Below are 26,991 nucleotides of genomic sequence, written 5' to 3' on the forward strand. Positions count from 1 at the left end.
TCAGCGTCAGAGAAAGCCTATCCAGCGGCCGGCGAGCAGAGCACCCAGCCATGTGACCAAGGAGGCAAGCGCCTGCGCACGCAGGCGCAACGCAACCGCTCCCCCTGCGCGCGCGACCGACCAGGCTGTACCCACGTGGACCGACAGTGCATTGAGCGTCCCGATTGCCAACAGCGCGAGCTTGGTCAGAAATGCCGGATTGGCGAGATAGGCCGAAGGCCTGACGCTGAAGAGGCAAAAGCCGGTGACGATCGCGATCGCCAGGCCGATCGCAGCCGCTTGCGCCAGAAAGGGTCCAAGCACCGCGACGGGCGCATCACCGACAAGCCCGAGCAGCTTCAGATCAAGCGGTACGATCGCGCCGATGAGCAGGCCGATCGCGAGAATATGAGCCGCGTTGACCACGAGATAGAGGATCGCCGAGCGTCTGAGCGCCGCGCCCACCGGCCAGCCGGCGATCCACTCGACGAGTTCCGCGCCGCTCATCCACCGGCCCGGATGCGTTCCGGATAGATGTCATAGGTCTTGCCGGCGACCGTGATGCGCACCGCCTTCATGCGCTTTTCGTTCGGGTCGAGCGAACGGTTGCCGAGAACGATGATCTCGTCACCGGCCTTGGCCGATCCCTCGACAAAGCCTGAGCGCTCCGTCTGGCGGGGATTGCCGAGTTCGACGTGCCACATGCCATCCGTGGACGACTCCACCTGTAAGGTCGGATGCGGCGGCGCCATCGAGATCTCGCGGATGGTGCCCTTGAGCTCGATCTGGTCGGCCTCGGCCCAGGACCATCCGTGATGGGCATAGGCGCCGGTAACCAGAAGCCCCGTCAGGATGATTGCGACAACGCCACGGCGTGAAATGGCATTCAACATGTCCCTGCTCCTTCGCCTGTTTCGGAGAGGTGGCAGCTTGAACCCGAAGAGCGGTTTGCGAAAGGACGCGGTCTTCAACACTTCTTGAGCATCGCAGACAGCCACCGCCTATGGTTGCGATAATCTTGGGTTGCGCGAACTTCAATCAACAGCTTAAAATTTAGCCATTCTTAATCTCCGGTTGTTATGTCTATATGAGACGGAGTGAACGCTGGGCGAACATGCCATGACGGCAGTTTCGCCGCGTAATATCGCGTGCTCCATCCCATCATCGACATCACTCCCCTGCCAAGGCGAGCTCGCTTACCGATGCCTTTGCGGCCGTGCCCGCGGCCATCGGCCGAGGATGATTTGCCTTGCGGGCAACCGCGGAGCGTTATTCATGACAATCAAAGCACGCCTGCTCGTCTGTCTGTCCCTGCTCGCCGTCGCCATGCTGGTCATGATCGTTACGGCCTTCAGTGCGCTGACTTCCATCTCCAAACGCACCGAATCGATTGTCGTCGACCGGTTGCTGCCGGTCGACCACTTGAAGACGGTGTCCGACATGTATGCGGTCGAAATCGTCGACACGACCCATAAGGTCCGCAGCGGCGCCCTGGACTGGGCGGCCGGCGCAAAAGCGATCGACACGGCGCTTGCGACCATCGATACGCGCTGGCGCACCTACGAAGCCACACGGCTCACGCCGGAGGAAAAGACGCTGACCGAGATTTTCGACAGGGCGCGCATCGCAAGTGATGCGTCGATCCGCGATCTCGCGCAGATCATGCAGCGTCAGGACAAGGCCGAACTCGAACGCTTTGTCGATACCAAGCTCTACTCATCAGTCGATCCCCTCGCCGCGCCAATCAGCGACTTGATCAAGCTGCAGCTTTCCGAGGCTAACGGCGAGCTCGAAGCGGCGAATGCCGAGAAGGACAACCTGACACTCTGGCAAAGTGTGATTGCTGGCTTCGCCCTGCTCATGCTTGGCGCGACCGTCTGGTTCGTCATTGCCGGCCTGCTGCGCCCGCTGACGAGCCTGCGCGAAGCCATGCGCCAGCTTGCCGCCGGCAATCTCAAGGCACTGATCTTCGGCGAAGGTCGCCGCGACGAAATCGGCCAGATGGCCGGCGCTGTCGCCGTCTTCCGAGACAATGCGCTGGAACGCGAGCGGCTGGAGCAAGAGGCCGAAGCCGGTCGTTCGCTGTCGGAACGCGAGCGTGAACAGCGCGAGGCACAGAAGGCGAAAGAGGCGGCCGAGGTCCAGGCGGCAGTCAGCGCGCTCGGCTTTGGTCTCGATCGCCTTGCCGAAGGTGATCTGACCTTCCGCATCGACACGCCGCTTGCAGAACGGCTCGACGCGCTGCGAACCAACTTCAACAGCTCGGTCACCAACCTCGAAGAGGCACTGCGCTCGGTCGGGGAGAATGCCCGCAGCATCAATGCCGGCGCCAGCGAAATCCGCTCCGCCGCCGGCGACCTCTCCAAGCGCACGGAACAACAGGCCGCCTCGGTCGAGGAAACCGCAGCCGCGCTCGACCAGATCGCCACCACCGTCGCCGATGCCAGCCGGCGCGCGGAAGAGGCGGGCACGCTTGTCATCCGCACCCGTGGTGCTGCGGAGAAATCCGGCGAAATCGTCGGCAATGCCGTCACCGCCATGAGCGGCATCGAAGCCTCGTCGCGGGAGATCTCCAGCATCATCGGCGTGATCGACGACATCGCCTTCCAGACGAACCTCTTGGCGCTCAACGCCGGCGTCGAGGCGGCTCGCGCCGGTGAGGCGGGCAAGGGTTTTGCCGTCGTCGCCCAGGAAGTGCGCGAGCTTGCCCAGCGCTCGGCTCAGGCTGCCAAGGAGATCAAGGTGCTGATCGCCACATCCGGCCAGCAGGTCAAATCCGGCGTCACCCTGGTGCGAGAGACCGGCGCGGCACTCGAAAGCATCATCGTCGAGGTCAAGGAGATCAGCAACCACGTGACGGCGATCGTCGAAAGCGCCCGCGAACAGGCAGCCGGCATCCAGCAGATCAATACGGCGGTGAATGCCATCGACCAGGGCACGCAGCAGAATGCGGCGATGGTGGAGCAATCGACCGCCGCCAGCCACAGCCTCGCCCGCGAGGCCGGCGCGCTCAACGACCTCCTGATGCGCTTCAGGACCGGCATCGGCTCTTCGGCAGGACCACGCCTCGTGGCAAGTGGTGCCACGGAAAGTGCAGCCCCCTCGCCCGCACGTGCGTTGACCCGCAAGCTCGCCGGCGCCTATCGCGGCGGCGCGCGACCACAGGAGGACGGCTGGGCGGAGTTCTGACGATCAGGCTTCGGCCGCAAAACAAGGAGACGCGAGCCGCAGGGTTCGCGTCTCTAGCTTTTGCCACATACAGTATTAAATCTAGTAAATTACTAGTCTATATTCGGTTTTTCGCTGCTTTTCGATCTGAGAGGCAGATTTGCTCCAAACAAACAGCATTAGAAACCGCTATTTCTGTCCATTGTCCTGTTCGGCTGCGATATTCCGCCCAAGTTGGAACAGGACGCAGCCATGACCACGTCATCCCTCGAAACCACCGCCAAGGCACTGAACGAGAGGCTCGAAAGCCTGGATCTCGCCGGGCGGCTGGCGCTCGTTGCAAGCCTTGAAGGGCGGGCAGTCTTCACGACCTCGCTCGGCATCGAGGATCAGGTGATTACCGCCGCGATCGGCAAGAACAAGCTTGCCGTCGATGTCGTCACGCTTCAGACCGGTCGTCTCTTCGATGAGACCGCGGCGCTGATCGACAAGACAGAAGAAGCCTACGACATCCTGATCAAGCGCTACCATCCGGAAAAGGCCGACATCGACGCCTATGCGGCGCGCTACGGTCTCAACGGTTTCTATGAAAGCGTCGAAGCGCGACATGCCTGTTGCGACGTGCGCAAGCTGAAGCCGCTTGCGCGCGCACTCGAAGGAGCAAGCTTCTGGGTTACCGGGCTGCGCCGCGGCCAGTCGGGCAACCGTGCCTCCACGCCCTTTGCCGAGGCAGATGCCGAACGCGGCCTGATCAAGATCAATCCGCTGGCCGACTGGGGCATCGAGACCATCAACAGCTACGTCGCCACGCACGCCGTTCCGGTCAACCCGCTGCACGCCCGCGGCTATCCGTCGATCGGCTGTGAGCCCTGCACCCGCGCCATCAAGCCCGGCGAGCCCGAGCGCGCCGGCCGCTGGTGGTGGGAGAACGACGAGAAGCGCGAATGTGGTCTGCATGTTCCCGAGGCCGCCGCAAGCTCCATCATCCCCAATTCGAGCAGCGCCGCCTGAGGCTGGCGCGCTCGTCCGAAGACAAATCCTCCCGGAGACTGAAATGCCCCACATCCATCCGGAAACGGAACTGCATAATCCGCAGAGTGCCAAGCCGCCGCTCGATCCGCATCTGAAGGCGCTGGAAAACGAAGCGATCCACATCTTCCGCGAAGTGGCCGCCGAGTTCGAGCGCCCGGTCATGCTTTATTCGATCGGCAAGGATTCCTCGGTTCTCTTGCATCTGGCACGCAAGGCCTTCTATCCCGGCCGCGTTCCCTTCCCGCTGCTGCACGTCAACACCGGCTGGAAATTCGCCGAGATGATCGCGTTCCGCAACGAGATCGTCGAGCGCTACGACCTTGACCTGATCGAGCACGTCAATCCGCGCGGTGCCGCCGAGAACGTCACGCCGTTCACCCACGGTTCGGCGCTCTATACGGACATCATGAAGACCGAGGCGCTGCGCCAGGCGCTCGACGCCGGCCAGTTCGATGCTGCCTTCGGCGGCGCGCGTCGCGACGAAGAGGCGAGCCGCGCCAAGGAGCGCATCTACTCCTTCCGCACGCCCGACCACCGCTGGGACCCGCGCAACCAGCGTCCGGAACTCTGGAACGTCTACAACGGCATGATCCGCAAGGGCGAGAGCGTGCGCGCCTTCCCGCTGTCCAACTGGACCGAGGTCGATATCTGGCGCTACATCCAGGCCGAAGACATTCCGATCGTGCCGCTCTACTTTGCTGAAAAGCGCCCGATCGTCGAACGCGACGGCATGATGATCCTCGCCGAAGACCCGCGCCTCGAACTTTTGCCTGGCGAGACCAAGCGCGAAGAAGTCATCCGCTTCCGCACGCTCGGCTGCTTCCCGCTGACCGGCGCCATCCGTTCGACCGCGACGACGCTGGACGACATCATCTCCGAACTCGAAACCGCGACCGTTTCCGAACGCCAGGGCCGCGCCATCGACCGAGACCAATCCGGCTCGATGGAAAAGAAGAAGCGCGAAGGATATTTCTGATGACCGCACCCGCAACCGCGAATGCCGTCGAGCACGTTGCAGCTGGCGAAGTTCTCGCTTTCCCGGCGCAGGAGCCGGCGCGCGCCACCCGTGACAGCCGTCCCCTTCGGCTCATCACCTGCGGCTCGGTCGACGACGGCAAGTCGACACTGATCGGCCGCTTGCTCTGGGACACCAAGGCGGTCAAGGAAGACCAGGCAGCGACGCTTCAGCGCGATTCCAAAGGCAAGCAGAACGATCTTGGCCTTCCCGATTTCGCGCTGCTGCTCGACGGGCTGCAGGCCGAGCGCGAACAGGGCATCACCATTGATGTCGCCTATCGCTACTTCTCGACCGACAAGCGCTCGTTCATCGTCGCCGACACGCCCGGTCATGAGCAATATACCCGCAACATGGCGACCGGCGCCTCGACCGCCGATCTCGCCGTGCTGCTCGTCGACGCCCGCGTCGGACTGCTCGAACAGACCCGCCGGCATGCGACGATCGCGACGCTGATGGGCATCAAGCAGTTCGTGCTGGCGGTCAACAAGATCGACCTCACCGACTACAACCGCGCCCGTTTCGAAGAGATCAGCCACGAGTTCCGCGAGCTGGCGCTGTCGCTTGGCGTGCGCCAGGTCATCGCCATCCCGGTCTCGGCGCTAAAGGGCGAGAACGTCGTCTACGACGGCCGCGCCTCGATGCCCTGGTATGACGGCCCGACGCTGATCGAGGTACTGGAGCTGGCAACCACCCGTTCGGCCCAGACCGTTGGTTTCCGCCTGCCGGTGCAGCGCGTCTCGCGGCCCGGCGAAAGCTTCCGCGGCTATCAGGGCACGGTTGCCGGCGGCTCGGTGAAGCCCGGCGACAGTGTTGTCATCCTGCCCTCGGGCATGGTTGCCAACGTCACCAAGATCGTCACCTTCGATCTCGTGCGCAACGCAGCGGTCGCCGGCGACGCGATCACGCTCGTGCTCGACCGCCAGGTGGACGTCTCGCGCGGCGACATGATCGTCGCGATCGACAGCCAGCCGCTGACCGGTCTTTCCTTCGACGCCCAGCTCGTCGCGCTGCAAGCCGAAGGCATCCAGCCCGGCAAGCGCTACTGGCTGAAGAGTGGCAGCCGACGCCAGCGCGTCCAGGTGCAGCCGGCAAGCCAGCTTGACCTCCAGACCGGTAAGTGGAACCAGGCCGATCAGCTGCCGATGAACGCCATCGGCAAGGTGCATCTTGCCTTCGACGAGCAGGCGATCTTCGACACCTACGAGCAGAACCGCACCACCGGCGCGTTCATCCTGATCGATCCGGACACCAACAACACGGTGGCGGGCGGCATGATCACCGCCAAGCGCTCGGCGCTCGGCGGCATCCACACGGAAGACGCCCGCGTCATCCTCTCGCTGCCGGCCGACCTTGCCGACCAGCTGATGGCGACCGAACTTTTCGCCGGTCGCCGCGAGGAAGCCGAAGTCCGCCGCGTCTCCGCCGGCAGGGCCGTGGAGATCATCGACGACATCGACGGGTGAGCGACATCGCACGCAGCAAAAAGGGGCCGGAGCGGCCCCTTTTTATTTTGCATGGACGGCTGAGAACCAGTGGTGATCGCCGTGGACGCATTTCGACAGCTTGCCGGAGGCGCAACTCCGCAGGCATCCATCAAAGCTGCTGCTCGATCGCAGGAAGAGTGATCGTCAGCGGCGCAGGATCGGCGTGCTGCCAAAGCTGGTAGCCGACGACGCTGCCAAGAATGGCGGACCAAATGGCGATCTCGCGAAAGGTAAAAATTGGTTCCTTCAACATCTGAGCCTCTCGGGCAAAAACAAGTGTTGATGGAAATATCGCCCTGATTGTTCACGCTGATAAGACACCAATCTGCGAACACGTCGTTTCCATGTGAACAATAAACGGCCTGCGTCGGCGCCGCGATCGCCGAGGTCAAGGTTCCGTTGCGGCGTTATCAAGCCGGAGAGGCGTTGCTTCAAAATGAAACAACGCTGGTAATCGCTTCACCATGGCGCAATCCTCGCGCGATCACGACTATCAATCCAACGCCGCATTCGTAATTTGGCGCGTCGATCATGAGGATCGATAGGGCTGTTTCACCGTTTCCGAACGCCGTGGGACAGTCCGCCTGACCATGGACGAATGAAAGCGGACGCGACGTTCGCCTTCACCCTCGCCCGGAACATTTGCATCGACGGTCGCGCACCCTGCGGTGGACAGAACCGCTCTCCTCGGCGTATCTGGGCGGCCTTGGCGCAAGAATGCCGAATCAGGGAGACGACAGGGTGAGCACCGACAAGCAACCGGAAACCACCGTAAAGGTCGAGAAACGCATCAACGGCAAATGGTGCTTCGTCATCAAGTTCCGCGGCGTCACCTACCCCGCCCAGGGCAACTTCACGTCGATGCTGGAGGCACAGGCCGCCGCTCAATCCGTGCTGAACGGCCTGGAAAAGCGGGGCTGATCGAGCGCATGGCTGGCGGCGGTGCTATGCGGCCCGCGCCGCACTGCCGCTACACAAGTCAAGCGCAGCTACCGAGCAAACGCCGAGAGCCACTGCCACTTCTTTCTGATCGATAGCAGCAGCGTGCGAATGCGCCGGTCGCGATTTGTGATTAGTCGCGCCGAACGCCAGGGCGTTTGTTTCCGGTACTCCAGAAACGTCGCCTTCTCCGGGTGCTCGCATTCTTTCGTGTTCGGCTTGGCGTGAGTGAAGTGCACGATGGAAGCTTGAGAATAGTCTTCCCACCCCTTCTGCGCATTCCAGTGGCCGGGAAGATGAACGAAATTCCCTTCGGTCGTAAGGTTCAGTACGTCCTGATCCAAGAAATCGAACGAACGCGTCTGAAGCAGCCTGGCAATGCGAGCCGTGTAGTCCTGCGCGTTCCAGGCGTCGATATCGACCAGCAGGACTCCCGCGTTGAAGTAGGGTGTGTTCGCCTCTCGGCCGAGCGACGGATTGAAACGCGTCGGGTCATCATAGGGAACGGCTGCAACGGCCCTGCCTTCAAACGACAGATCGGCCAGTGGTGCCAGGCTCTTTTTGATCAGCGTGTCAGCGTCCAGGTAGAGCAGACGGTCGTGCCGGTCGGCTAGCAATTCCGGCAGATACAGTCGAGCGTAGGTAGCGCGGCTCCAGTAGCTCGTCGTCTTCAGGCCTGAGATTTTTGAGAGAATGTCGCTTTCGACATCGATGAAGCACAGCTTCCGTTTGGCACAGGCTTGCAGCATTTCCTTGTCGGACGCCCGCAGCCCGTCACCTAGGATAAAGACCTGCGCATCTGGAATGCCACCGTTCTTTTCGAGCGAGTAAAGCATGACACCCGCGAGTTCCGCGAAGCGCCTGTCGATCGAGCATGCAACAATCATTTAAAGTCAATTTCAGCAATGCAACGCGCAGCCACAGGGCCGCATGCAGTGTCCAGGCCAAAAGCAAGATCTCGCTCGACCGGACATACCGGTAGACGCTTTGATTGCTTTCATTTGAAATGGCGTGACCCTCGCCAAGCGAGGGCCACGCTCATGGTGTCGCGCAATATGCGACGGAAGTATCAATGAAATTAATAGGTCATCTCTTACCCGAAAACACGCGGATGCACTGGTGTGCTTCTCTTCATGGCGAATGACTTCGCACACCATGCTTCCGCGTCAAGTGGGCAGAGCAGATAATAGTTGTTTGTCCGCAGAATCTCGCGCAGATCGTGTAAAAGACCTGCGCGCGGCACCTATTCGGTCGCGGACCGGATGATGTTGCAAAGGCCTTCCTGCACCACCTGCTTGGTGGCCACCTGCCCCACCTGAATATCAAACATCGCATCAACCCGCGTGCCTGAACCGCGCTTGCGGGCGACTACTCGCAATGTCTGCAGCCGCCCGGAGCCTGCCGTATCCTGGTAAGCTTCGATGGTTCCGAGTGCCTTGTTGATCTCGATCCCGGAAAAGCCTTCCGCCGCGACGCCCCGCGCCATCCGCTGCAGAGCGGTCTCGGGCTTCACCTTCGGGAACTCCTGCCAGGTCTTATAGAAAACAGGCGTCACCAGCGGAACGCCGCTCGCCTTGAAATTCTTCTCGCAGCTCTGCGCCGCCGCCACCGAATGGCCGGCCACCAGCAGAACCGTCGCAATGGATAGATGCTTGATCGACATTCCCGTTCCCCGTCGTCCGTGATTGAATGGCGGGAACCTAGAGGCTTCGCCCGCATGCCGACAGAGCAACCCCGTTGCGAATACACCTCTATTCGACCAACGGCTTTTAAGCGGCGACGAACGGCATTTGCGCAGACATTAAGGCACCGGAGTGCAGCGTCGCGAATAGCCATCTCAAACAACCCCAAACCGGTTGCGTCACAAAAGTGTGCAGCACTGGTTGTGAATCCACCAGCGAGGCTCTAAAGCTGCCTCAAAGGCTCCCTGTAACAGGATTGCGCTCATGAAGCTGGTGACCGGTAAGTCCAACCGCGCCCTTGCCGAAGCCATTGCCAGATATCTCAATCTTCCCCTCACGGACTGTACGGTCGGGCGCTTCGCCGACCAGGAAGTCAACGTTCAACTTCACGAGAACGTGCGCGGCGAGGATGTCTATATCCTCCAGTCGACCAGTGCTCCTGCCGACGGCAACCTCATGGAACTGTTGATCCTGACCGATGCGCTGCGCCGTTCGTCTGCGCGCCGGATCACCGCCGTCATCCCCTATTTCGGCTATGCCCGTCAGGACCGCCGCGCCACCGGCCGGACACCGATTTCGGCGAAGCTGGTCGCCAACATGATCGCCGGCGCGGGTGTTAATCGCGTTATGACGCTCGATCTGCATACGGACCAGATTCAGGGCTTTTTCGATATCCCGACCGACAACCTTTATTCGGCGCCAGTGACGACCCGCGACATCAAAGAGCGCTACGACGTCGGGAATCTCATGATCGTTTCGCCTGACGTCGGCGGCGTGGCGCGGGCTCGCGGCATCGCCAAGCGCATTGGCACCGATCTTGCGATCGTCGACAAGAGGCGCCCCCGCGCCGGCGTGTCGGAGGTCATGAACATCATTGGTGACGTCTTCGGGAAGACCTGCCTCTTGATCGACGACATCATCGATAGCGGCGGGACCTTGATCAATGCGGCTGACGCCTTGCTGGAAGCGGGCGCCAGAGAGGTCTCGGCATACATCACCCACGGCGTGCTTTCCGAGGGGGCTTGCGAGCGTATTGGCGCCAGCAACCTCAGGGAACTGGTGCTGACCGATTCCATTCAAGACACCGAATCGCAACGCCAGACCGCCAACATCCGCCGCGTCACCGTCGCGCCGCTGCTCGGAGAAGCCCTTGCCCGAACCGCGCGAGAGCAAAGCGTTTCAAGCCTTTTCGACTGAACCACGCGAACAGTGCAAAGCCGTTTCGATTGAGCCAGGCGGCGTTTGCCGGTGAGAAAAGACGTAATCCGCCCGCTCATCCGAAAAGACCACAGCGTCACGCGGCGCAAGATACAAATGCATATAGAAGTGATGATTGAAGCAGTCCGCAGTCGATCCGCGCTTTGGCGCATATTTCGGGAAAGATCGGCTAAGCGGTTGATTTGGCTGGTCGGAGTGGCAAGATTCGAACTTGCGACCCCCACGTCCCGAACGTGGTGCGCTACCAGACTGCGCTACACTCCGTGACCAGCGGCGCCTCTATAGAACAGGCATTTTGATTTCACAAGCGCCTATCTCGAAAAACATTGCGCCTTTTCCAAAAAAATCGTGACGGTGGAAAACGTAGGCGCGAAATGGCCCCGGTCGGCGCCAACGGCGCCCCGGAGATGCGCGTGATAGGGACTTTCTGCAACGCTTCATAATTTCCTGGAACAGGAACCGCTGCGTGCATTTCCTTTCGTCTCTTTTGGCGCTAGAGGCTCAACGGAAAGCGCGGAAAGCCAGGGGATACGGGCTTCCGTGCCATGCCGATTTCAGAACGAGAGCCAAAGGGGCAGAAACATGAACTTCCGCATGATGACGGTGGCGGGCCTCGCGCTCGTGCTCGCCGGCTGCACGACGACCGGGACGGGGATTTCCAGGAATGCAGTCGAAGCCCGTTGGCTCGGCCAGCCGGCCGGCGGCTTCTTCGCCCAGTACGGTCCGCCGATCTCCGACGTCGAAAGCGGCAGCTCCACGGTCTATAGCTGGAAGGGCGGCTACAAGACCCGCAAGATCCCGGCGCAGTACGAAACCACCAAGGACGGCAAGCGCGGCAAGCGCATTTCCTCGGCGCGCACCGAGTATCTGAGCTGTGCGGTGCAACTGACCGTCTCGTCCGACTACGTCATCCGCTCGATCCACATTGCCGGCGACCGCAAGCGTGCCGAAGGTCCGAGCTGGTGCGAAGAGTTCCTCGGCGCCCCGGCCCAGACCAAGCCGGCGGCAACTGCAGGCTAAACCAACAAACAAAAAACCCGCCGGTGAAAATCGGCGGGTTTTTTCTAGGGGATTGCGTCGAACTCAGCCGGCGCTGTTGTCCTCGACGGGCGCGTCGGGACCGTTCTTCTTGATCGAGTCGATGGCGTTCTGCGCGCTGGCCTTGGTCTTGTAGCCCTCGGTCGAGAACATCACTTCGCTGTTGTACTTGAAGCGAACACGGAACTCGCCAGCCTTGTCTTTGTAGATTTCGAATTTGTGAGCCATCTTCTCCCTCACACATGTTGGAATCAACGAAACTAGCGTGTCAGTTGCAAGATGACTTGACAAGAGTGCATGCAAATCCGGCGCGCGCGATCGCCCGCCCAATGGATCAACTGGCTGGAAAAATGTGGCTGGGGCGCCAGGATTCGAACCTGGGAATGCCGGTACCAAAAACCGGTGCCTTACCGCTTGGCGACGCCCCAACGGATTGACGGGACAATACGTCCGCCAAATCGAGCGCCTGATTATCAAAGCTCGCCGCCCGTCACAATCACTAAGTTGGCACTAAGTTGAATTTTCGGCGGATTTGTTGGCGACGACGCCGAAGGGCGCTCGCCGCGGGTACCGGATGTACCCTTCCCTTCGCTGACCGCACCTCCTATTGTCCCGGCAGATGGAGAATTTCATGAGCCAGTTTCGCGCCCGCCCCCCTGCCGTTCCAACCGTACTCGTCGACGACACGGTCGTCAGGATCACCCGTTGGGATTTCGAGCCCGGCGCCGACACCGGTCACCATGTGCACGGGCTCGGCTATGTGGTGGTGCCGATGACCGACTGCCAGTTCCTGCTCGAGGAAGAGGCGGGCAGCCGGCGGGTCGATATCGCCAAGGGTGCCGCCTACCGCCGTGAGGCGGGCATGGCGCACAACGTCGTCAATGCCGGCAAAGAGCCGATGTCGTTCATCGAGATCGAATACAAGTGAAATCCAGGAAGAGACGCATGCAGGGCCCGGACTTCGATCTCGATTTCAAGCCGGCCCATGGCGAGGCCGTGACGGTTGCGGACGATGTGCAGCGCATCACGGTCAACAATCCCGGCCCTTTCACCTTTCACGGAACCAACAGCTATATTGTCGGAAGACGTTCCGTTGCCGTCATCGATCCCGGCCCCGATGACGAGGCGCATTTCCAGGCGCTGATGGCGGCGCTCGCCGGCCGTGAGGTCACCCATATCGCCGTCAGCCACACGCATCGCGACCACTCGCCGCTGGCGCGCCGGCTGAAGGCTGCCACCGGTGCGGTGATCGTCGGCGAAGGCCCGCATCGCTCCGCCCGTCCCTTGCATGCGGGCGAGAGCAATCCTTTCGCCGAGAGTTCCGACATGGAGTTCGTCCCCGATCTCGGGCTTGCCGACGGCGGGCGCATCGAGGGCGACGGCTGGAGCCTGACGGGGCTTGCCACGCCCGGCCATACGGCCAACCACATGGCCTTCGCGCTCGATGGCACCGGCATTCTCTTTTCCGCCGACCACGTCATGGCCTGGGCGACGACGATCGTCGCGCCGCCCGATGGCGCCATGGCCGATTACATGGCCTCGCTCGAAAAGCTGCTTTCCCGCGACGAGCATCTCTACCTGCCCGGCCATGGCGGACCTGTGATCGAGCCTGCCTCCTTCCTTCGCGGCCTGCGCGCCCACCGCAAGATGCGCGAGCGTGCCGTGCTCGAACGCATCCGCGCCGGCGACAGCCATATCCCTGACATGGTCAAGGTCATCTATGCGTCCACCGACGTGCGGCTGCATGGGGCGGCGGCACTTTCGGTGCTCGCCCATCTCGAAGACCTGATCGAACAGGGACGGATCGAAACCGATGGCCCGCCCTCGCTTCTCGGCGCCTACCGGCTGGCGCCCGGCGGAGCGGGCTGATCATGCGGCGCGAGGCCTACAGCTATCGCAATGATGCTTCAGTGCCCGCCTTTGCCGACGACAAGCCGGTGATCGTCTTCGACGGCGAATGCATCTTTTGTTCCGGCTGGGTGCGCTTTCTGCTTCGCCACGACCGACGGGCGCAATATCGCTATTTGACAGCACAGTCGCCGCTAGGCCAGGCGCTCTACCGGCACTACGGGTTCGATACCGTCCATTTTGAGAGCAACATGCTGATCGAGGACGGCATCGCCCGCATCAAATCCGACGGATCGATCCGCACGCTTGCGCGGCTGGGTCTGCCGTGGTCGCTCGCCAACATCTGCCGGATCCTGCCCGCTGCCCTTCGCGATCCGCTCTATGATCTCGTGGCGAGAAACCGCTACCGCATCGCCGGCCGCCGCCAGAGCTGCATGGTGCCGACGCCTGAGGAGCGTGGGCGCTTCATCGCATGACGATGGAAGACATGGTCCAAAAACAGAGCCTTTACCGCCAGATCCTCGGCCGGCAATGGAACCACCTGCCCGCGTCGATCCGCGCCCTGCACCACCTGTCAGAGGGGCATGCCACCTTTCGCGGACGTGCGGTCATCGAGCGCGGCAGCTCGATAGGGGCTCGGCTCGTCGCCTCCATGCTCGGCTTTCCCGGTGCAGGCGCTGACGTCCCTGTTGAAATCCACTTCGCATGCAGCAATGGTCGGGAAGTCTGGACCCGACGCTTCGGTGGGAAAGTCCTGCGCAGCTCGCAACGAAAGGCCGAGAGGCAGAACGAACCACTGCTCGCGGAAGATTTCGGACCGTTCCGTGTCCTGTGCGCGCTTGAGCCCGCCGAAAACCGCCTGCATCTCTTGGTTCGCGCCTGGTCCTTCCTCGGCCTTCCGCTTCCTCTACTGCTTGCGCCGGGTGGCCGGACGTTCGAGGAGGATCGTGACGGCCTGTTTCATTTCCACGTGGAGGTCGCAAGCCCGTTGACCGGCCTGATCGTGCGTTATCGCGGCTGGCTACGGCCAGTGGGCGAGCCGACAGCCGACTTGGGTGGTCGCAAAGCCCTCGTAGACGAATGACGTTTTCTGGCGGGCACTCCGCCGATCAGTCGCCGGCAATGCCCAACAGCTCGGCATCGAGCGCCCGCAGGAATTGATCGGCGAAGGCGGCGCCCATGCCGAGATCATGAGGCCCGTAACGCGAGGCGACGCGCAGGTCGACGAAGGTGGTCTCCGCCTCTTCGCGCAGCCGGATCAATACATCGAAACGAAAACCCGCGATCAGCGTGCGCCACTCGCCCTGCAGCACGACATCGCTGGCGCGGCGCCCTGCAATCGCGCCTTCGAGAGCCATCTCCGGGCGCGCCGCCGGAACGGGTACATTTTCCGGTTCGGCGTTCGTATCCGCGCCCGCATTCGGCCGTACTGCCAGATCCTCCAGATCGGCGCGGGCGTTCTCGACACCAAGTTCTTCGGTGATGCCGACGCGGCTCTGTTCGATGACGTTGCGCACCCCCTGATAGACGCGGTCGAGTGCGCCATCGTAGCGCCGGCCGGTCAGAGCCGGATAGGCGAGGATCTGCGCTTCACGGTCCTGAGGCGTTACCGCCGCCTTGCGCTTCAGCCAGCTCTCTTCCGCCTGCGGCACCTTGAGCCACGGCGGCGGCGTCACCGTATCCGTGCTGACGTCGTAGATTTCGGGGCGGGTGAGATACTGGATGACGCCATAGCCGATAAAGCCGAGCGTCGGCGCGGCGTAGACAAGCGCCGCAGCAGACGCCAGGCCACCAATCGCCGCAACCTGCCACAAGCGCGCCAACCCGACGACGGCAAACAGCACGCCCAACAGCGCAAAGGCGCCGACGAGGCCGACAAGGGCGAGGAAATGCGGTGTCGTCAGCGGACCGAAGCGGTGCGCCAGCAGCGAGAGCGCAAAAAGCAGGAACGAGACACGGGCGAAGCGGCGCGCCCAGTGGGCGGCAAAGGAATAGGGGCGCTCGTACCGGACCATCATATAGTTGAATCAATTCCCTGCCGCGAAACAGACCGCATTCTTAGACCATGCCCCGTGCCGAGGGAACAGGCAATGCGGCAGTCCGCCACCGCGCTCCGGGCCTACCTTACAGTTCGCCGCAAAATCGCCATTCTCGTTAACCACCTATCAACACATGGGAATGTGCCCGCGCGCCCGGGATTCAAAGGGCACGCGGAGTTTCAATCGGAGGCAACGGCCAGCGCGCAACATCAATCGAGGGCGCTCGGCAATCGACGGAGAACCGACATGGGCGCATCGCAAGCAGCCGTGGCCATCGCCACCCCCTCTGGCTTACCGGCCGGAGACGGCGGCATCCCCATGGGGCTCCTTGAGCTCGAACTCTCCCTCGATGGTTTCTCCGGCAACAATGCCGATTTCACCAGCTTCGTCCGCACGGTTGCTGACAACGTCGGCGGTGAGTTTCTGTTTGCCCTGCCCGCTTCTGATCTGATCGAAGACTGCCGCAGCATTGCCGTGCTCCGTCTGGCTGATGCCGGAGGCGACGCTTCGATCCTGTTTGCCTGCCTCGACGAACAAGGCCGAGCCGTCCGTATCGAACATCCGAGCGACACCACGCGCGACCTCGAGCGCTTCGCCGAATCCTTTGTCGGCGTGCTCGAACGCATGTAGCACTGCAGGCCTCTCACAGGGACAACTCCAACCACATCCCTGGGCGAGGCAGCAAGCGACGGTGAATGCGTTTTGGCAGCGGATTACGCGCAATCGGACCATCGCGCAGGGATCACACCCCGACACCCCTCCGGAACAGGCTCACACACACACACACACGTCAACGACGGGTGTGAGGTGCCCTCGCCTACAACCGCGACATGGCACAGAATTGGCATCGTTCGTTTCGATTCTCGATACAAGTCCCTATATTGATTGTGATTCGAGGCGTTGAGTGGTGTGCCGCTCGATTGCTCACGGCGAGACGCAGACCGGTACGGCCTCACACGACCCGGTTGCGCCCAGGAGGCGCGAGAACCATGATGAAACGACTGTCCATCCTTATCGCAGCCGCGCTTCTCTTGACGGCATGCCAGACGATGACGCCGGAGGAACGGCGCATCGCCGACGGCAACACCTGCGCGTCCTACGGCTTCCGCCGCGGCACCGATGCGTTTGCCACCTGCCTGCAGCGGATCGAACTCGACCGCCGCGCCGAATCGCGCGCATTCCGCTACCAGAACGACATGATGATGTGGGGCTGGGACCGGCCGGTCATCGTCTCACGACCGGTGATCGTCCAGGCCAGGTAAAGCGGATCATGCCGAGCCAACGCCGCTTGGGCGGCGTTGGCGATAGACGTTACCCCTTGCCGTTGATCGCGGCCTGGGCCGCGGCGAGCCGGGCGATCGGCACGCGGAAGGGTGAACAGGAGACGTAGTCGAGGCCGGCGTCCTCGCAGAAGCGGATCGAGGCCGGATCCCCGCCGTGTTCGCCGCAGATACCGAGTTTCAGACCGTTCTTGGTGCGACGACCACGCTCGGCTGCGATCTGGATCAGTTCGCCGACGCCGTCGAAATCGAGCGAGACGAAGGGGTCCTGCTCGATGATGCCCTTCTGCTGGTAGGTCGCCAGGAACTGCGAGGCGTCGTCGCGCGAGATGCCGAAAGTCGTCTGCGTCAGGTCGTTGGTGCCGAAGGAGAAGAAGTCGGCCGCTTCGGCAATCACACCGGCGCGCAGGGCTGCACGCGGCAATTCGATCATGGTACCGACGAGATAGTCGATGTCGATACCCGCCTCACCGATCACCTCCTTGGCGACCGCATCGATGCGCGCCTTGACGTAATCGAGCTCTGCCTTGAGGCCGACAAGCGGCACCATGATTTCGGGAACGACGGCCGCTCCGGTCTCGTGCGCCGCTTCAACGGCGGCTTCGAAGATGGCACGCGCCTGCATCTCGGCGATCTCCGGATAGGAGATGGCCAGCCGGCAACCACGGTGGCCGAGCATCGGATTGAATTCGTGCAGTTCGTCGACGCGCTGGCGCAGTTCCGACGGATCGAGCGAGAGCGCGCCGGCAACGTCGGCGATCTCCTCGTCGGTCTTCGGCAGGAACTCGTGCAGAGGCGGGTCGAGCAGGCGGATCGTTACAGGAAGGCCGTGCATGATCGAGAACAGCTCGGCGAAATCCGAGCGCTGCATCGGCAGAAGCTTGGCGAGCGCCGAACGGCGACCTTCTTCGTCGTCGGCGAGGATCATTTCGCGCATGACATTGATGCGGTCGTCCTCGAAGAACATGTGTTCCGTGCGGCAGAGGCCGATGCCCTCCGCACCGAAGGAGCGCGCGGCGCGTGCGTCCGCCGGCGTTTCGGCGTTGGTCCTGACGGTCATCCGGCGGGTGGCGTCCGCCCAGGCCATGATCTTGCCGAAGTCCCCGGAAAGTTCCGGTTGCAGCATGGCGATCGCGCCCTTCAGCACCTGGCCGGACGAGCCGTCGATGGTGATGACGTCGCCCTTCCTGAGCGTCACGCCTCCGGCGGTCAGCGTTTCGTTGCGAAGGTCGACACGAATGCTGCCGGCGCCGGAAACGCAAGGGGTACCCATGCCGCGGGCAACCACGGCGGCGTGGCTGGTCATGCCGCCGCGGGTCGTCAGAATGCCTTCGGCGGCATGCATGCCGTGGATATCTTCAGGGCTGGTCTCGACGCGGACGAGGATGACCTTGCGGCCTTCCTTGTCGGCCTGCACCGCTTCCTCCGAGGTAAAGACGATCTCGCCCGTCGCAGCCCCCGGCGAGGCCGGAAGGCCCGAGCCGATGATGTCGCGGCGCGCATGTGGATCGATCGTCGGGTGCAGCAGCTGGTCGAGCGAGGCGGGATCGATGCGGGCAACGGCCTCCTGTTCGGAGATCAGCCCCTCCTCCGCCATATCGACCGCGACCTTCAGCGCCGCCTTGGCGGTGCGCTTGCCGGAGCGCGTCTGCAGCATCCAGAGCGTGCCGCGCTCGATGGTGAATTCCAGATCCTGCATATCGCGATAGTGGCGTTCGAGCGTATCGCAGATCGAGCGAAACTCGGCGAAGGCTTCCGGCATCAGCTTTTCGAGCGAGGGCTTGTCGGAGCCGGAGCCAAGGCGCGCCGCTTCGGTAATGTTCTGCGGCGTGCGGATGCCGGCAACGACGTCCTCGCCCTGTGCATTGACCAGAAACTCGCCGTAAAGCTCGTTCTCGCCGGTCGAGGGGTTGCGGGTGAAGGCAACGCCAGTCGCCGACGAATTGCCGAGATTGCCGAAGACCATCGCCTGGACGTTAACGGCGGTGCCCCAGGCGGCGGGGATGGCGTGCAGGTGGCGATAGGTGATCGCCCGCGGGTTCATCCAGCTCGAAAACACGGCGCCGATCGCGCCCCAGAGCTGCACTTCCGGATCCTGCGGAAAGGGTTCGCCCAGCGCTTCCTCGATCGCTTCCTTGTAACGGGCAATGACGCTCTGCCACTCCACCGCCGAAAGCTCGGTATCCTGCTCATGGCCGAGGCGCGCCTTCTCGTCCTCGAGGATTTCCTCGAAGACGTCGTGGTCGACGCCCATGACGACGTCGCCATACATCTGGATGAAGCGACGATAGCTGTCCCAGGCAAAACGGGCATCACCGGCGTCATGGCCAAGCGCATGTACCGACTGATCGTTGAGACCGAGGTTGAGAACCGTGTCCATCATGCCGGGCATGGACGCGCGCGCGCCTGAGCGAACCGAAAGCAGCAGCGGACGGGAGGTGTCGCCGAAGACGCGGCCGGTCACCTCTTCCATCCGGCTGATCCCCTCGCGCACCTGGTCGCGCAGGCCATCCGGCATCTGCCTGTCATTGTCGAAGAAGCTGTTGCAGGCATCGGTGATGATCGTCAGGCCCGGCGGAACCGGCAGGCCGAGGTTGCACATCTCGGCAAGGTTGGCGCCCTTGCCACCCAAGCGCTCACGATCACCCGCACGTCCCTCGGCCTTGCCCCCACCGAAGGTGTAAACCCATTTCGTCATGCCTGCTCTCCACCCAGAAACAGTCTTTAATGACGATTTACAGTATATGCTTCAGGCTGAAAATGCACCCGGCGAAGATTTATGCTGCAGCGCATCATTTTCTGTAACATTGCTACACATCGCGCTTGACCTCCCACAAATCGTGTCGGTGGCTTTAAATTGCAGCCGAAATTCCTGAAAAGGCTGCGCCGGGCGGCCCGATCCGACATTGCCCGAAACATAACAATTATCTAATATACAGATGTGCGATGGGGGTGCATCCAGGAATATCCCGTCATGGCAATCCGTTTCCGTCTCGATGGCTCGGAGGGTCGGTCATGAGGTGGCGTGCAAATCTGACAACCTGGCTCCTTTCGGCGGCGCTCATGGTCCTTTTCACCATGGGAAACGCCTTTGCCGAAGGAAACGGCAAGCGGCTGGCGCTCGTCGTCGGCATGAGCAACTACGTGCTCGCTGGAACGCTGCCCAATGCTTCACGCGATGCAGAAGCCTTCAACACCTTTCTCAAGGACCAGGGCTTCGAAACGAACCTCGTGCTCAACGCCGATCGCCGCGGCCTTGCCGGTGCACTTTCAAACTTCTCGCGCAAGATCGGGCCTGACGATACCGCCCTGTTTTACTACGCCGGCCACGGCATGCAGTTGCACGGCGAGAATTTCCTTGTTGGCACCGATGCCAAGCTCGAAAGCGAGTTCGACGTGCCGGCCGAGACCGTGGCGCTGTCCGAGATCATCGGCGCGATGGAAAAACGTGCCCGCATCTCGATGGTCTTCCTCGATGCCTGCCGCAACAATCCGCTCGCCGAGCGGCTAACACGCGAAGTCGAAGGTGCGACCCGCGGTGCGGCGACCCGCGGGCTAGCGCCGATCGAAACGCAGGGCGGCGGCACGCTCGTCGCCTTTGCCGCAGCCCCGGGACAGGTCGCCGCCGACGGCACCGACGGGCATTCGCCCTTTACGCGGGCGCTGATCGCCAATCTCTCGGGCGCCGGCCTCGAAGTCGGCACCGCCTTCAAGCGGGTCGTGCGCGACGTGCGCAAGGAAACGCAAGGCAAGCAGCAGCCGCAGATCCTGTCATCCCTGTCGCTGGAATTCTACTTCGGGCCGGAAACCGCAGCGCCCCAGACGACCCCGGCGGTGCAAACCCCGGCGGTACAGACGGCCATACCGCAGACTGCGGCGGTTCAGCCGGTGCAGCCGGCCCTCACTGTGCCGGCCATGGATCCCGAAGCGCTTGAGGCAGAGAAGGACTTCAAAAAGGCGCTGAAGATCGGAACGGCGCGCATCTGGCACTTCTTCGTCGAAAAACACCGCACCGGCGAATATGCCGACCTCGGACGCCAGGCGCTGGCGCAGATCGAACCCGCCGCCGTGCGCAACCAGTCGCATCTGCCTCAGTCCGTCGAAGCGCGGCTATTGCCGGACAAGGACAAGCGACGAAACGTCCAGGTGGCACTCGCCTCGCGCGGATTTGCGGCGGGCACGGCCGATGGTGTTTTCGGTGGACAGACGCGCGAAGCGATCAAGCGGTTCCAGAGCACCAACCAGCAGCCAGCAAGCGGCTTCATCACAGAGCGCACGGCAGAAGCCCTCGGCATCAAAATCAACGACAGAGCCGAGGGCATGTACAGCTCTCCGAAGGCCCGACGCTATGATGTTGCCAACCTCGAGGGTCTGGAAACCGATCAAACCGTCCTGCGGGCGCTGACCTGCCTGCGCCACTTCGAAACCGTATATGGCGTGTTCGAAGGGCACCTCTATGTCGCAGTGCGGACGGGAATAATTTTGGCCGTTTATGCGCGGGGGATCGCCGGCGGTTGCGGCGCGCACCTCGCGTCGATTTCGTCTCAAGAGGAGAACGCCTTCGTCGCATCGCTTTTCAACGCCGATCAGACCTTTTTCAACACCGGCTACGACCCCTCAGGCAACGTCAGCTACAAGATGGGCCCCTGGATCGGCCTGACGCAGGACCCACAGGGCAAGGAGCCCAGAGGCGGCTGGCGCTGGGACACCGGCGCGCCCCTGACCTACACGAAATGGTTCCAGGACATGCCGAACGAAGGCAAGAAGGGCGACGATATCGGCATGTACTACGCCCATCGCAACGGCAGAGCCGACACGAAATCCGTCTACGTCGATAGCTGGGACGATATGGGGCCAACCGATGGAACGGGCGGTCTGATCCTCGAATTCGAGTGACCGCTTGGGGCAAATCAACACCTGCACGGCTGAGTCAATCATAAGCAGGAGGCAAGGTCATGAACTGGCGTGTGAGGCTGCTATGGCTGGTTCTTTGCGCTCTGATCGTGCCCTTCACCACAGGGAATGCCCCCGCCGAAGGAAACGGCAAGCGGCTGGCGCTCGTCATCGGCATGAGCAACTATGTGCTTGCGGGAACCCTGCCCAACGCCTCGCGCGACGCTGAAGCGTTCAATGTCTTTCTCAAAGGCCAGGGTTTTGAAACCGACTTGATCCTCAACGCCGATCGCCGTGGTCTTGCCGGCGCACTTTCAAACTTCTCGCGCAAGATCGGGCCTGACGATGTCGCCCTGTTTTACTACGCCGGCCACGGCATGCAGTTGCGCGGCGAGAATTTCCTTGTTGGCACCGATGCGCGGCTCGAAAGCGAGTTTGACGTTCCGGCAGAAACCATGCCGCTGTCGGAGATCATGAACGCGCTGGAACAACGCGCGAAAATCTCGCTGATATTCCTCGACGCCTGCCGCAACAATCCGCTCGCAGACAGACTCAATCGTGACGTGGCGGGCACAAGCCGCGGCGGCGCCACCAGAGGTCTGGCACCGATCGAGACACAGGGCGCCGGCACGCTCGTTGCCTTTGCTGCGGCGCCCGGACAGGTGGCGGCTGACGGAACCGACGGGCATTCGCCCTTCACCCGGGCGCTGATAACCAACCTCTCCGGCCCAGGGATCGAAATCGGCACCGCCTTCAAGCGCGTGATCCGTGAGGTGCGCTCGGCAACGGGCGGCAAACAGTCGCCGCAGATCCTCTCCTCTCTCGATCTGGAATTCTACCTCGACGGCAGCGCCACGCTTGAAGCGCCGCGACCCTTGAAAGTTGACAACGTCGATATCGCCGCGCTCGACTTCAACAAGGCGATGCGCGTGGACACGGCCAGGACCTGGAAGCGCTTCATCGCCAAACATGGCGAGAGCAGCTACGCCGACGCGGCGCGTCAATCCATTCAGCGGCTCGGCAAAAGCGACGACTTCAGATCATCCCTGGCTGCGATGGCACAGGAACAGAAGATGCTCGATAGCAAGGACAAGCGCGCAGCCGCGCAACAGGCTCTGCAGAGCAAGGGCTTTGACACGGGCGCGACGGACGGCGCCTTCGGTGGCCAGACACGCAGGGCGGTCACGGCATTTCAGGCGGCCCGCGGGCTAAAGCAATCCGGATTTCTCGATCAGGAGACCGGAGCGAGCCTGGGTCTCACCTTTGCCCGGATCGATCAGGACATTCTCTCGGCTACCAGCGCACGTCGCTATGACGCCACCGATCTCGAGGGACTGGAGGACGAACCGGTGATCGCCATGGTGCGGTGTCTTTCGCCTCTACCACTGACCTATGGCACCTTTGCCAGACACCTCTATGCAGCGGTCTATGACGGGCAGCAAGTCGGCTGGCAGGAAGCGAAGGCGATCGTCGAGCGCTGCGGCGGTCACCTTGCCACGATCGATTCCAGCGATGAAAATACGTTCGTCGCCTCACTCGTGAATACGGATGACCGGTTCTTCAGCAGTTCGTTCGAAGGCGGCGAGCACCGGCGGGTCGGGCCATGGCTCGGGCTCTCCAACGAGAACGGCAGTGCCGAAGGGTGGAGATGGACGACGGGCGCTGCCGTCACCTTCGGCAGGTGGTTCAGGCGGCCGCCGGAAAAGGCTGGGGCGGCAACGCTTTACGCAGCCTATCGAGCAAACAAGGTCCCCCTCGCCGCCTACGTCGACACCTGGGAAGCGCGCGACCCATCGCGGCCGGTATCCGGTTTCATCGCCGAATTTGAGTGAATCAGACGACTTCGCGCAGGCGTTCCGCCGTCTGCAGGTCAACGGAGACGAGCTGGGATACGCCCTGCTCGGCCATGGTCACGCCGAACAGGCGGTTCATGCGGGCCATGGTGATCGGGTTGTGGGTGATGATGATGAAGCGTGTCTCGGTCGACGCCGCCATTTCGTCCATCAGGTTGCAGTAGCGCTCGACATTGTGGTCGTCGAGCGGTGCATCCACTTCGTCGAGCACACAGATTGGCGCGGGATTGGTCAGGAACACGGCGAAGATCAATGCCATCGCCGTCAGCGCCTGCTCGCCGCCGGAAAGCAACGTCATGGTCTGTGGCTTCTTGCCCGGCGGGCGGGCGAGAATTTCAAGGCCGGCCTCCAGCGGATCGTCGCTCTCGATCAGTTGCAGCTCGGCCGTGCCCCCCCCGAAGAGGTGGGTGAACAGCCGCTGGAACTGTACGTTGACGACGTCGAATGCGGCGATCAGGCGCTCGCGGCCCTCGCGGTTCAGGTTCTGGATGGCGCTCCTGAGCTTGCGGATCGCCTCGATGACGTCGTCGCGCTCTCTGAGCAGCAGGGCGAGCTTTTCTGAAAGCTCCTTCTGTTCTTCTTCGGCCCGCAGGTTGACGGCGCCAAGCCGCTCGCGCTCGATCTTCAGCCGTTCGAGCTCGCGCTCGATGTTGCGCATGTCCGGCAGTGCCTCGTCGACGGCAAGCCCCGTCAATCGCATGACCTCGTGCGGCGCGCAGGAGAGCGCTTCCTGAATGCGGGCCTCGATCTCGACGCGACGTTCGCGGGCGGAGACCAGCCGCTCTTCGGCGCGGCCGCGCTTTTCGCGCGATTCCGCCAGTTCGGAGAGCGCGGTTGCCGCCAACCGGTCCGCCTCGCGCTGACGGTTTTCAGCCTCGGCGAGCAGATCGGCCGCTTCGCGTCGGGCCGCTTCCGCCTTCTGCAACTCGTTCATCAGCGCCCGGCGCTTGTCCTCGAACTCGTCGGGCGCATCGATCAGCTCTTCGACCTCGTCGCGGGCTTCTGCCTCGCGGTCGCGCAGGGTCGCGATGTGCTCATCGGCGCTCGCCGCGCGCGCCTTCCAGGTCTGTCGTTCATTGGCAATCGCCGCGATGCGCCGCTGACGCGCCTCGTTCTCGCGCGCCAGGCCATCATGGGCGGCACGGGCCTCGGCGACGGCGGCACGATCGGCTGCGACATCGGCCGTCTGGGTGCGCAGCGTCAGTTCCAGTTCGGAGAGATCGGGCGCATCGGCGAGCGCGTCGTTGGCCGTCTCGATCTGCTCGGCCACCTCTTCGACCTGCGACTCGATCTGGCTGCGCGATTCGGCAAGCACCGCGCGGCGGCGGGCAAGGTCGCCAGAGGCGCGTTCAGCGGCGGCGAGCGCGTCGCGGGCTTCGCCGAGCTGTCGGGTGATCATGCGCTGCGCGTCGCGGGCAAGCCGCAGCCGCTCGTCCTCGGCGCGGATGCGACTGCCCGCAGAGGCAAGTTCGGCCTCCGCGAGGCGCAGCGCCTCAGCGGCGCCGTCGGCCTCGGTATCGAGTTCGGCCAACCGGTTCTTCTGCGCCAGCCGCAAGGCGGCAGCACTTGGCGCCTCGGAGCCGGTGACGTGGCCGTCCCAGCGCCAGACGGAGCCCTGCTTGGTGACAAGGCTCTGGCCGGGTTTCAGCAGGGGCAGCAGCCGCTCGGCTTCCGCCTCGCTTGCGACGATGCCGATCTGCTTCAGGGCGCGGGTCAGCGCGTCGGGCGCCTTTACATGGGCAATCAGCGGGCTCACGCCTTCCGGTAATTCGCCGTCCCCGACATGATCCCCCGGCGCGCGCCAATGGGCCGGCGCGTCGGTTTCGAGCGGCGAGTCGAGATCGTCGCCAAGGGCCGCGCCCAATGCGGTCTCGAAGCCCCGGTCGACCTTCATCTCCTCGACGACGGCGGGATAGGCGCCACCGGCCACCGCCTCCAGCATGCGCCGGATGGTGCGTGCCTCGGTCTCGATGCCGCTCAGCGTCGCGCGCGTCCGATCGACGGGCTGACGCGCCTCGACCTCCATGCGCCGCGCTTCAGCGAGGCTTTCCTCGATCGCGAGCACATTGCTTTCGGCTTCTTCCAGCGCAGCTTCTGCGACCTCGACCTGACCCTGCTTTTCGTGCGGATCGGGAAGGGCCGCCATCTGGCGGTCGAGTTCATCGAGATCGCGCGACTGGTCGCCAAGTTGGCGGGCAAGACGTGCCTGGCGCTCCGACAGGTCGCGCAGCGTGCGCTCCAGCTGGTTGCGGCCGGCCTGTGCCTCGGCGCGTTCCGCCGTTAGACGCGCCAATAGCGCCTCGCTGCCGGCGAGCTTTTCGTTTGCGTCTTCGAGGCGCTCGCGCGCTTCCGTCGCACGGTCGTCGGCCTCGGCGAGCATGTCGCTGAGTTCGGCTTCCTCTTCGTCGAGACGCGAAAGAATGCCGGCATTGTCGGCGACAAGGCGCTCCTCGCGGGCGATATCCTCGGCAAGCTGCGCCAGCCGGCGCTGCAACTCGTCGCGGCGCCTGAGGATGCGGCCGGCATCCTCTTCGAGCTGTGAGCGGGCAATCTGCAGACGCTGGAGGGCGGCGGCGAACTTCGCTTCGTTTTCGCGCAGCTCCGGCAGCTTCAGGCTGGCGATCGCCTGGTCCTTGGCCGCCTGCATCTGCTGCTGCGCCTTTTCCGCGACCAGCGCAGTCACCTGGTTGAGCTGGCTCGTCGCCTCGCCCTCCGCCTCCTTGGCCTGCACCCAGCGAATATGGAACAGGATCGCCTCGTGCTTGCGGATATCGGCCGAGAGCATTTTGAAGCGGTTGGCCTGGCGCGCTTGGCGCTTGAGGCTCTCGATCTGGCTTTCGAGCTGCGAGGTGACGTCGTCGAGACGCTCGAGATTGGTCTCGGCGGCACGCAGACGCAGCTCCGCTTCGTGGCGGCGAGAGTGCAGGCCGGAGATGCCGGCCGCCTCTTCCAGGAGCTGGCGACGGGCCTGCGGCTTGGCGGCGATCAGTTCGCCGATGCGCCCTTGCCCGACCATCGACGGCGAGCGTGCACCAGTCGACGCGTCGGCGAAGAGAAGCTGTACATCCTTGGCGCGCGCTTCCTTGCCGTTGATGCGGTAGACCGAGCCCTGCTCGCGCTCGATGCGGCGGCTGACCTGGATCTCGTCGCTGTCGTTGAAGGCAGCGGGTGCCGTGCGGTCGCTGTTGTCGAGATAGAGGCCGACCTCGGCCGTGTTACGCGCGGGACGATTGCCGGATCCGGAAAAGATCACGTCGTCCATGCCGGAAGCGCGCATGTTCTTGTAGGAGTTCTCCCCCATCACCCAGCGCAAGGCTTCGACGAGGTTCGACTTGCCGCAACCGTTCGGTCCGACGACACCGGTCAATCCGCGCTCGATGATGAATTCGGTCGGTTCGACGAAGGACTTGAAGCCGAGCAGGCGAAGCTTGTTGAACTTCATGGGGCGGACGCTGGGGCTACGAGGTCCCCCCCTCTACCATCAGCCCAGACAAGAAAAACGGGCGCACAGCTGCTGCCG

At 63.0% G+C, this 26,991-nt stretch carries 24 protein-coding genes and 2 tRNA genes; 15 read left to right on the forward strand and 11 right to left on the reverse strand.

Features of this window, described 5'->3' with window-relative positions; translation table 11 throughout:
- Positions 1-6: 6 nt before the first annotated feature.
- Both IB272_RS00790 and IB272_RS00795 read right to left on the reverse strand, forming a co-directional pair.
- Complete coding sequence (locus IB272_RS00790; protein WP_060584206.1) at positions 7-486, reverse strand: hypothetical protein; 480 nt, start codon at positions 484-486, stop codon at positions 7-9.
- Entirely contained in the window at positions 483-872 is a 390-nt protein-coding gene (locus IB272_RS00795) for a DUF6152 family protein (protein ID WP_034789195.1), read from the reverse strand. The genes IB272_RS00790 and IB272_RS00795 overlap by 4 nt, the downstream gene beginning before the upstream one ends.
- A gap of 382 nt (positions 873-1,254) precedes the next feature.
- On the opposite strand from IB272_RS00795, the gene IB272_RS00800 reads away from it, so the two are divergent.
- From IB272_RS00800 to cysN, 4 genes are all read left to right on the forward strand, one after another.
- The gene (locus IB272_RS00800) at positions 1,255-3,168 is read left to right on the forward strand and encodes a HAMP domain-containing methyl-accepting chemotaxis protein (protein ID WP_060584204.1); all 1,914 of its coding nucleotides are present in this window, start codon (positions 1,255-1,257) and stop codon (positions 3,166-3,168) included.
- Between the two features lie 231 nt (positions 3,169-3,399).
- On the forward strand, positions 3,400-4,158 hold the full coding sequence (locus IB272_RS00805) for a phosphoadenylyl-sulfate reductase (RefSeq protein WP_060584202.1): 759 nt from the start codon (positions 3,400-3,402) through the stop codon (positions 4,156-4,158).
- Positions 4,159-4,201: 43 nt separating this feature from the next.
- The gene (gene cysD / locus IB272_RS00810) at positions 4,202-5,155 is read left to right on the forward strand and encodes a sulfate adenylyltransferase subunit CysD (protein WP_060516276.1); all 954 of its coding nucleotides are present in this window, start codon (positions 4,202-4,204) and stop codon (positions 5,153-5,155) included.
- Entirely contained in the window at positions 5,155-6,660 is a 1,506-nt protein-coding gene (gene cysN / locus IB272_RS00815; protein WP_060584201.1) for a sulfate adenylyltransferase subunit CysN, read from the forward strand. The genes cysD and cysN overlap by 1 nt, the downstream gene beginning before the upstream one ends.
- Positions 6,661-6,790: 130 nt before the next feature.
- Here cysN and IB272_RS00820 read toward each other — a convergent pair whose 3' ends face one another.
- Entirely contained in the window at positions 6,791-6,934 is a 144-nt protein-coding gene (locus tag IB272_RS00820) for a hypothetical protein (RefSeq protein ID WP_089045238.1), read from the reverse strand.
- A gap of 488 nt (positions 6,935-7,422) precedes the next feature.
- Between IB272_RS00820 and IB272_RS00825 the strand changes: the two genes are divergently transcribed.
- Entirely contained in the window at positions 7,423-7,602 is a 180-nt protein-coding gene (locus IB272_RS00825) for a hypothetical protein (protein WP_034789185.1), read from the forward strand.
- Between the two features lie 68 nt (positions 7,603-7,670).
- On the opposite strand, the gene IB272_RS00830 is transcribed toward IB272_RS00825, so the two are convergent.
- Together IB272_RS00830 and IB272_RS00835 are read right to left on the reverse strand one after the other, a co-directional pair.
- Positions 7,671-8,507, reverse strand: coding sequence for a glycosyltransferase family 8 protein (locus IB272_RS00830; protein ID WP_060584199.1), 837 nt, complete (start codon positions 8,505-8,507; stop codon positions 7,671-7,673).
- A gap of 356 nt (positions 8,508-8,863) precedes the next feature.
- Positions 8,864-9,277, reverse strand: coding sequence for a hypothetical protein (locus tag IB272_RS00835; protein ID WP_060516549.1), 414 nt, complete (start codon positions 9,275-9,277; stop codon positions 8,864-8,866).
- Between the two features lie 289 nt (positions 9,278-9,566).
- On the opposite strand from IB272_RS00835, the gene IB272_RS00840 reads away from it, so the two are divergent.
- The gene (locus IB272_RS00840; protein WP_060584197.1) at positions 9,567-10,499 is read left to right on the forward strand and encodes a ribose-phosphate pyrophosphokinase; all 933 of its coding nucleotides are present in this window, start codon (positions 9,567-9,569) and stop codon (positions 10,497-10,499) included.
- Positions 10,500-10,707: 208 nt separating this feature from the next.
- Here the strand turns inward: IB272_RS00840 and IB272_RS00845 are convergent.
- Positions 10,708-10,784: transfer RNA gene (locus IB272_RS00845), tRNA-Pro, on the reverse strand.
- A gap of 318 nt (positions 10,785-11,102) precedes the next feature.
- On the opposite strand from IB272_RS00845, the gene IB272_RS00850 reads away from it, so the two are divergent.
- Positions 11,103-11,540 (forward strand): hypothetical protein, encoded by a 438-nt coding sequence (locus IB272_RS00850; protein ID WP_034801335.1) that lies wholly within the window; start codon positions 11,103-11,105, stop codon positions 11,538-11,540.
- A 63-nt stretch (positions 11,541-11,603) separates the two neighbouring features.
- Here the strand turns inward: IB272_RS00850 and IB272_RS00855 are convergent, their stop codons facing one another.
- Both IB272_RS00855 and IB272_RS00860 read right to left on the reverse strand, forming a co-directional pair.
- Positions 11,604-11,786: a YegP family protein gene (locus IB272_RS00855; protein WP_034801332.1), complete on the reverse strand. Its 183-nt coding sequence runs from the start codon at positions 11,784-11,786 to the stop codon at positions 11,604-11,606.
- A gap of 125 nt (positions 11,787-11,911) precedes the next feature.
- Positions 11,912-11,986 (reverse strand) — tRNA-Gln (locus IB272_RS00860).
- A 203-nt stretch (positions 11,987-12,189) separates the two neighbouring features.
- Between IB272_RS00860 and IB272_RS00865 the strand changes: the two genes are divergently transcribed.
- From IB272_RS00865 to IB272_RS00880, 4 genes are read left to right on the forward strand one after another with little or no spacing between them, the layout of a single operon-like run.
- Entirely contained in the window at positions 12,190-12,486 is a 297-nt protein-coding gene (locus IB272_RS00865) for a cupin domain-containing protein (RefSeq protein ID WP_034801330.1), read from the forward strand.
- A gap of 17 nt (positions 12,487-12,503) precedes the next feature.
- Complete coding sequence (locus tag IB272_RS00870) at positions 12,504-13,427, forward strand: MBL fold metallo-hydrolase (protein WP_060584195.1); 924 nt, start codon at positions 12,504-12,506, stop codon at positions 13,425-13,427.
- A 2-nt stretch (positions 13,428-13,429) separates the two neighbouring features.
- Entirely contained in the window at positions 13,430-13,882 is a 453-nt protein-coding gene (locus IB272_RS00875; RefSeq protein ID WP_060584193.1) for a thiol-disulfide oxidoreductase DCC family protein, read from the forward strand.
- An 11-nt stretch (positions 13,883-13,893) separates the two neighbouring features.
- Positions 13,894-14,490: a DUF4166 domain-containing protein gene (locus tag IB272_RS00880; protein WP_192444179.1), complete on the forward strand. Its 597-nt coding sequence runs from the start codon at positions 13,894-13,896 to the stop codon at positions 14,488-14,490.
- Between the two features lie 25 nt (positions 14,491-14,515).
- On the opposite strand, the gene IB272_RS00885 is transcribed toward IB272_RS00880, so the two are convergent.
- Positions 14,516-15,424, reverse strand: coding sequence for a DUF1499 domain-containing protein (locus IB272_RS00885; protein WP_060584189.1), 909 nt, complete (start codon positions 15,422-15,424; stop codon positions 14,516-14,518).
- Between the two features lie 267 nt (positions 15,425-15,691).
- On the opposite strand from IB272_RS00885, the gene IB272_RS00890 reads away from it, so the two are divergent.
- Entirely contained in the window at positions 15,692-16,075 is a 384-nt protein-coding gene (locus tag IB272_RS00890; protein WP_060584188.1) for a hypothetical protein, read from the forward strand.
- Positions 16,076-16,434: 359 nt separating this feature from the next.
- A complete protein-coding gene (locus IB272_RS00895; protein WP_034801317.1) occupies positions 16,435-16,707 on the forward strand; it encodes a hypothetical protein in 273 nt (90 codons plus the stop codon).
- Between the two features lie 49 nt (positions 16,708-16,756).
- Here IB272_RS00895 and ppdK read toward each other — a convergent pair whose 3' ends face one another.
- Positions 16,757-19,423, reverse strand: a complete 2,667-nt coding sequence (ppdK, locus tag IB272_RS00900) for a pyruvate, phosphate dikinase (protein WP_034801313.1) — start codon at positions 19,421-19,423, stop codon at positions 16,757-16,759.
- Between the two features lie 317 nt (positions 19,424-19,740).
- On the opposite strand from ppdK, the gene IB272_RS00905 reads away from it, so the two are divergent.
- Positions 19,741-21,621, forward strand: coding sequence for a caspase family protein (locus IB272_RS00905; protein ID WP_060584186.1), 1,881 nt, complete (start codon positions 19,741-19,743; stop codon positions 21,619-21,621).
- A 59-nt stretch (positions 21,622-21,680) separates the two neighbouring features.
- Complete coding sequence (locus IB272_RS00910; protein WP_060584185.1) at positions 21,681-23,450, forward strand: caspase family protein; 1,770 nt, start codon at positions 21,681-21,683, stop codon at positions 23,448-23,450.
- A gap of 1 nt (position 23,451) precedes the next feature.
- Here the strand turns inward: IB272_RS00910 and IB272_RS00915 are convergent, their stop codons facing one another.
- Positions 23,452-26,913 carry a chromosome segregation SMC family protein gene (locus IB272_RS00915; protein ID WP_060584184.1) on the reverse strand — a complete coding sequence of 1,154 codons (3,462 nt, stop codon included), beginning with the start codon at positions 26,911-26,913 and terminating at the stop codon, positions 23,452-23,454.
- Positions 26,914-26,991: the final 78 nt, after the last annotated feature.

This window comes from Ensifer sp. ENS08, from assembly GCF_014852195.1.
Taxonomy (GTDB): Bacteria; Pseudomonadota; Alphaproteobacteria; order Rhizobiales; family Rhizobiaceae; genus Ensifer; species Ensifer adhaerens.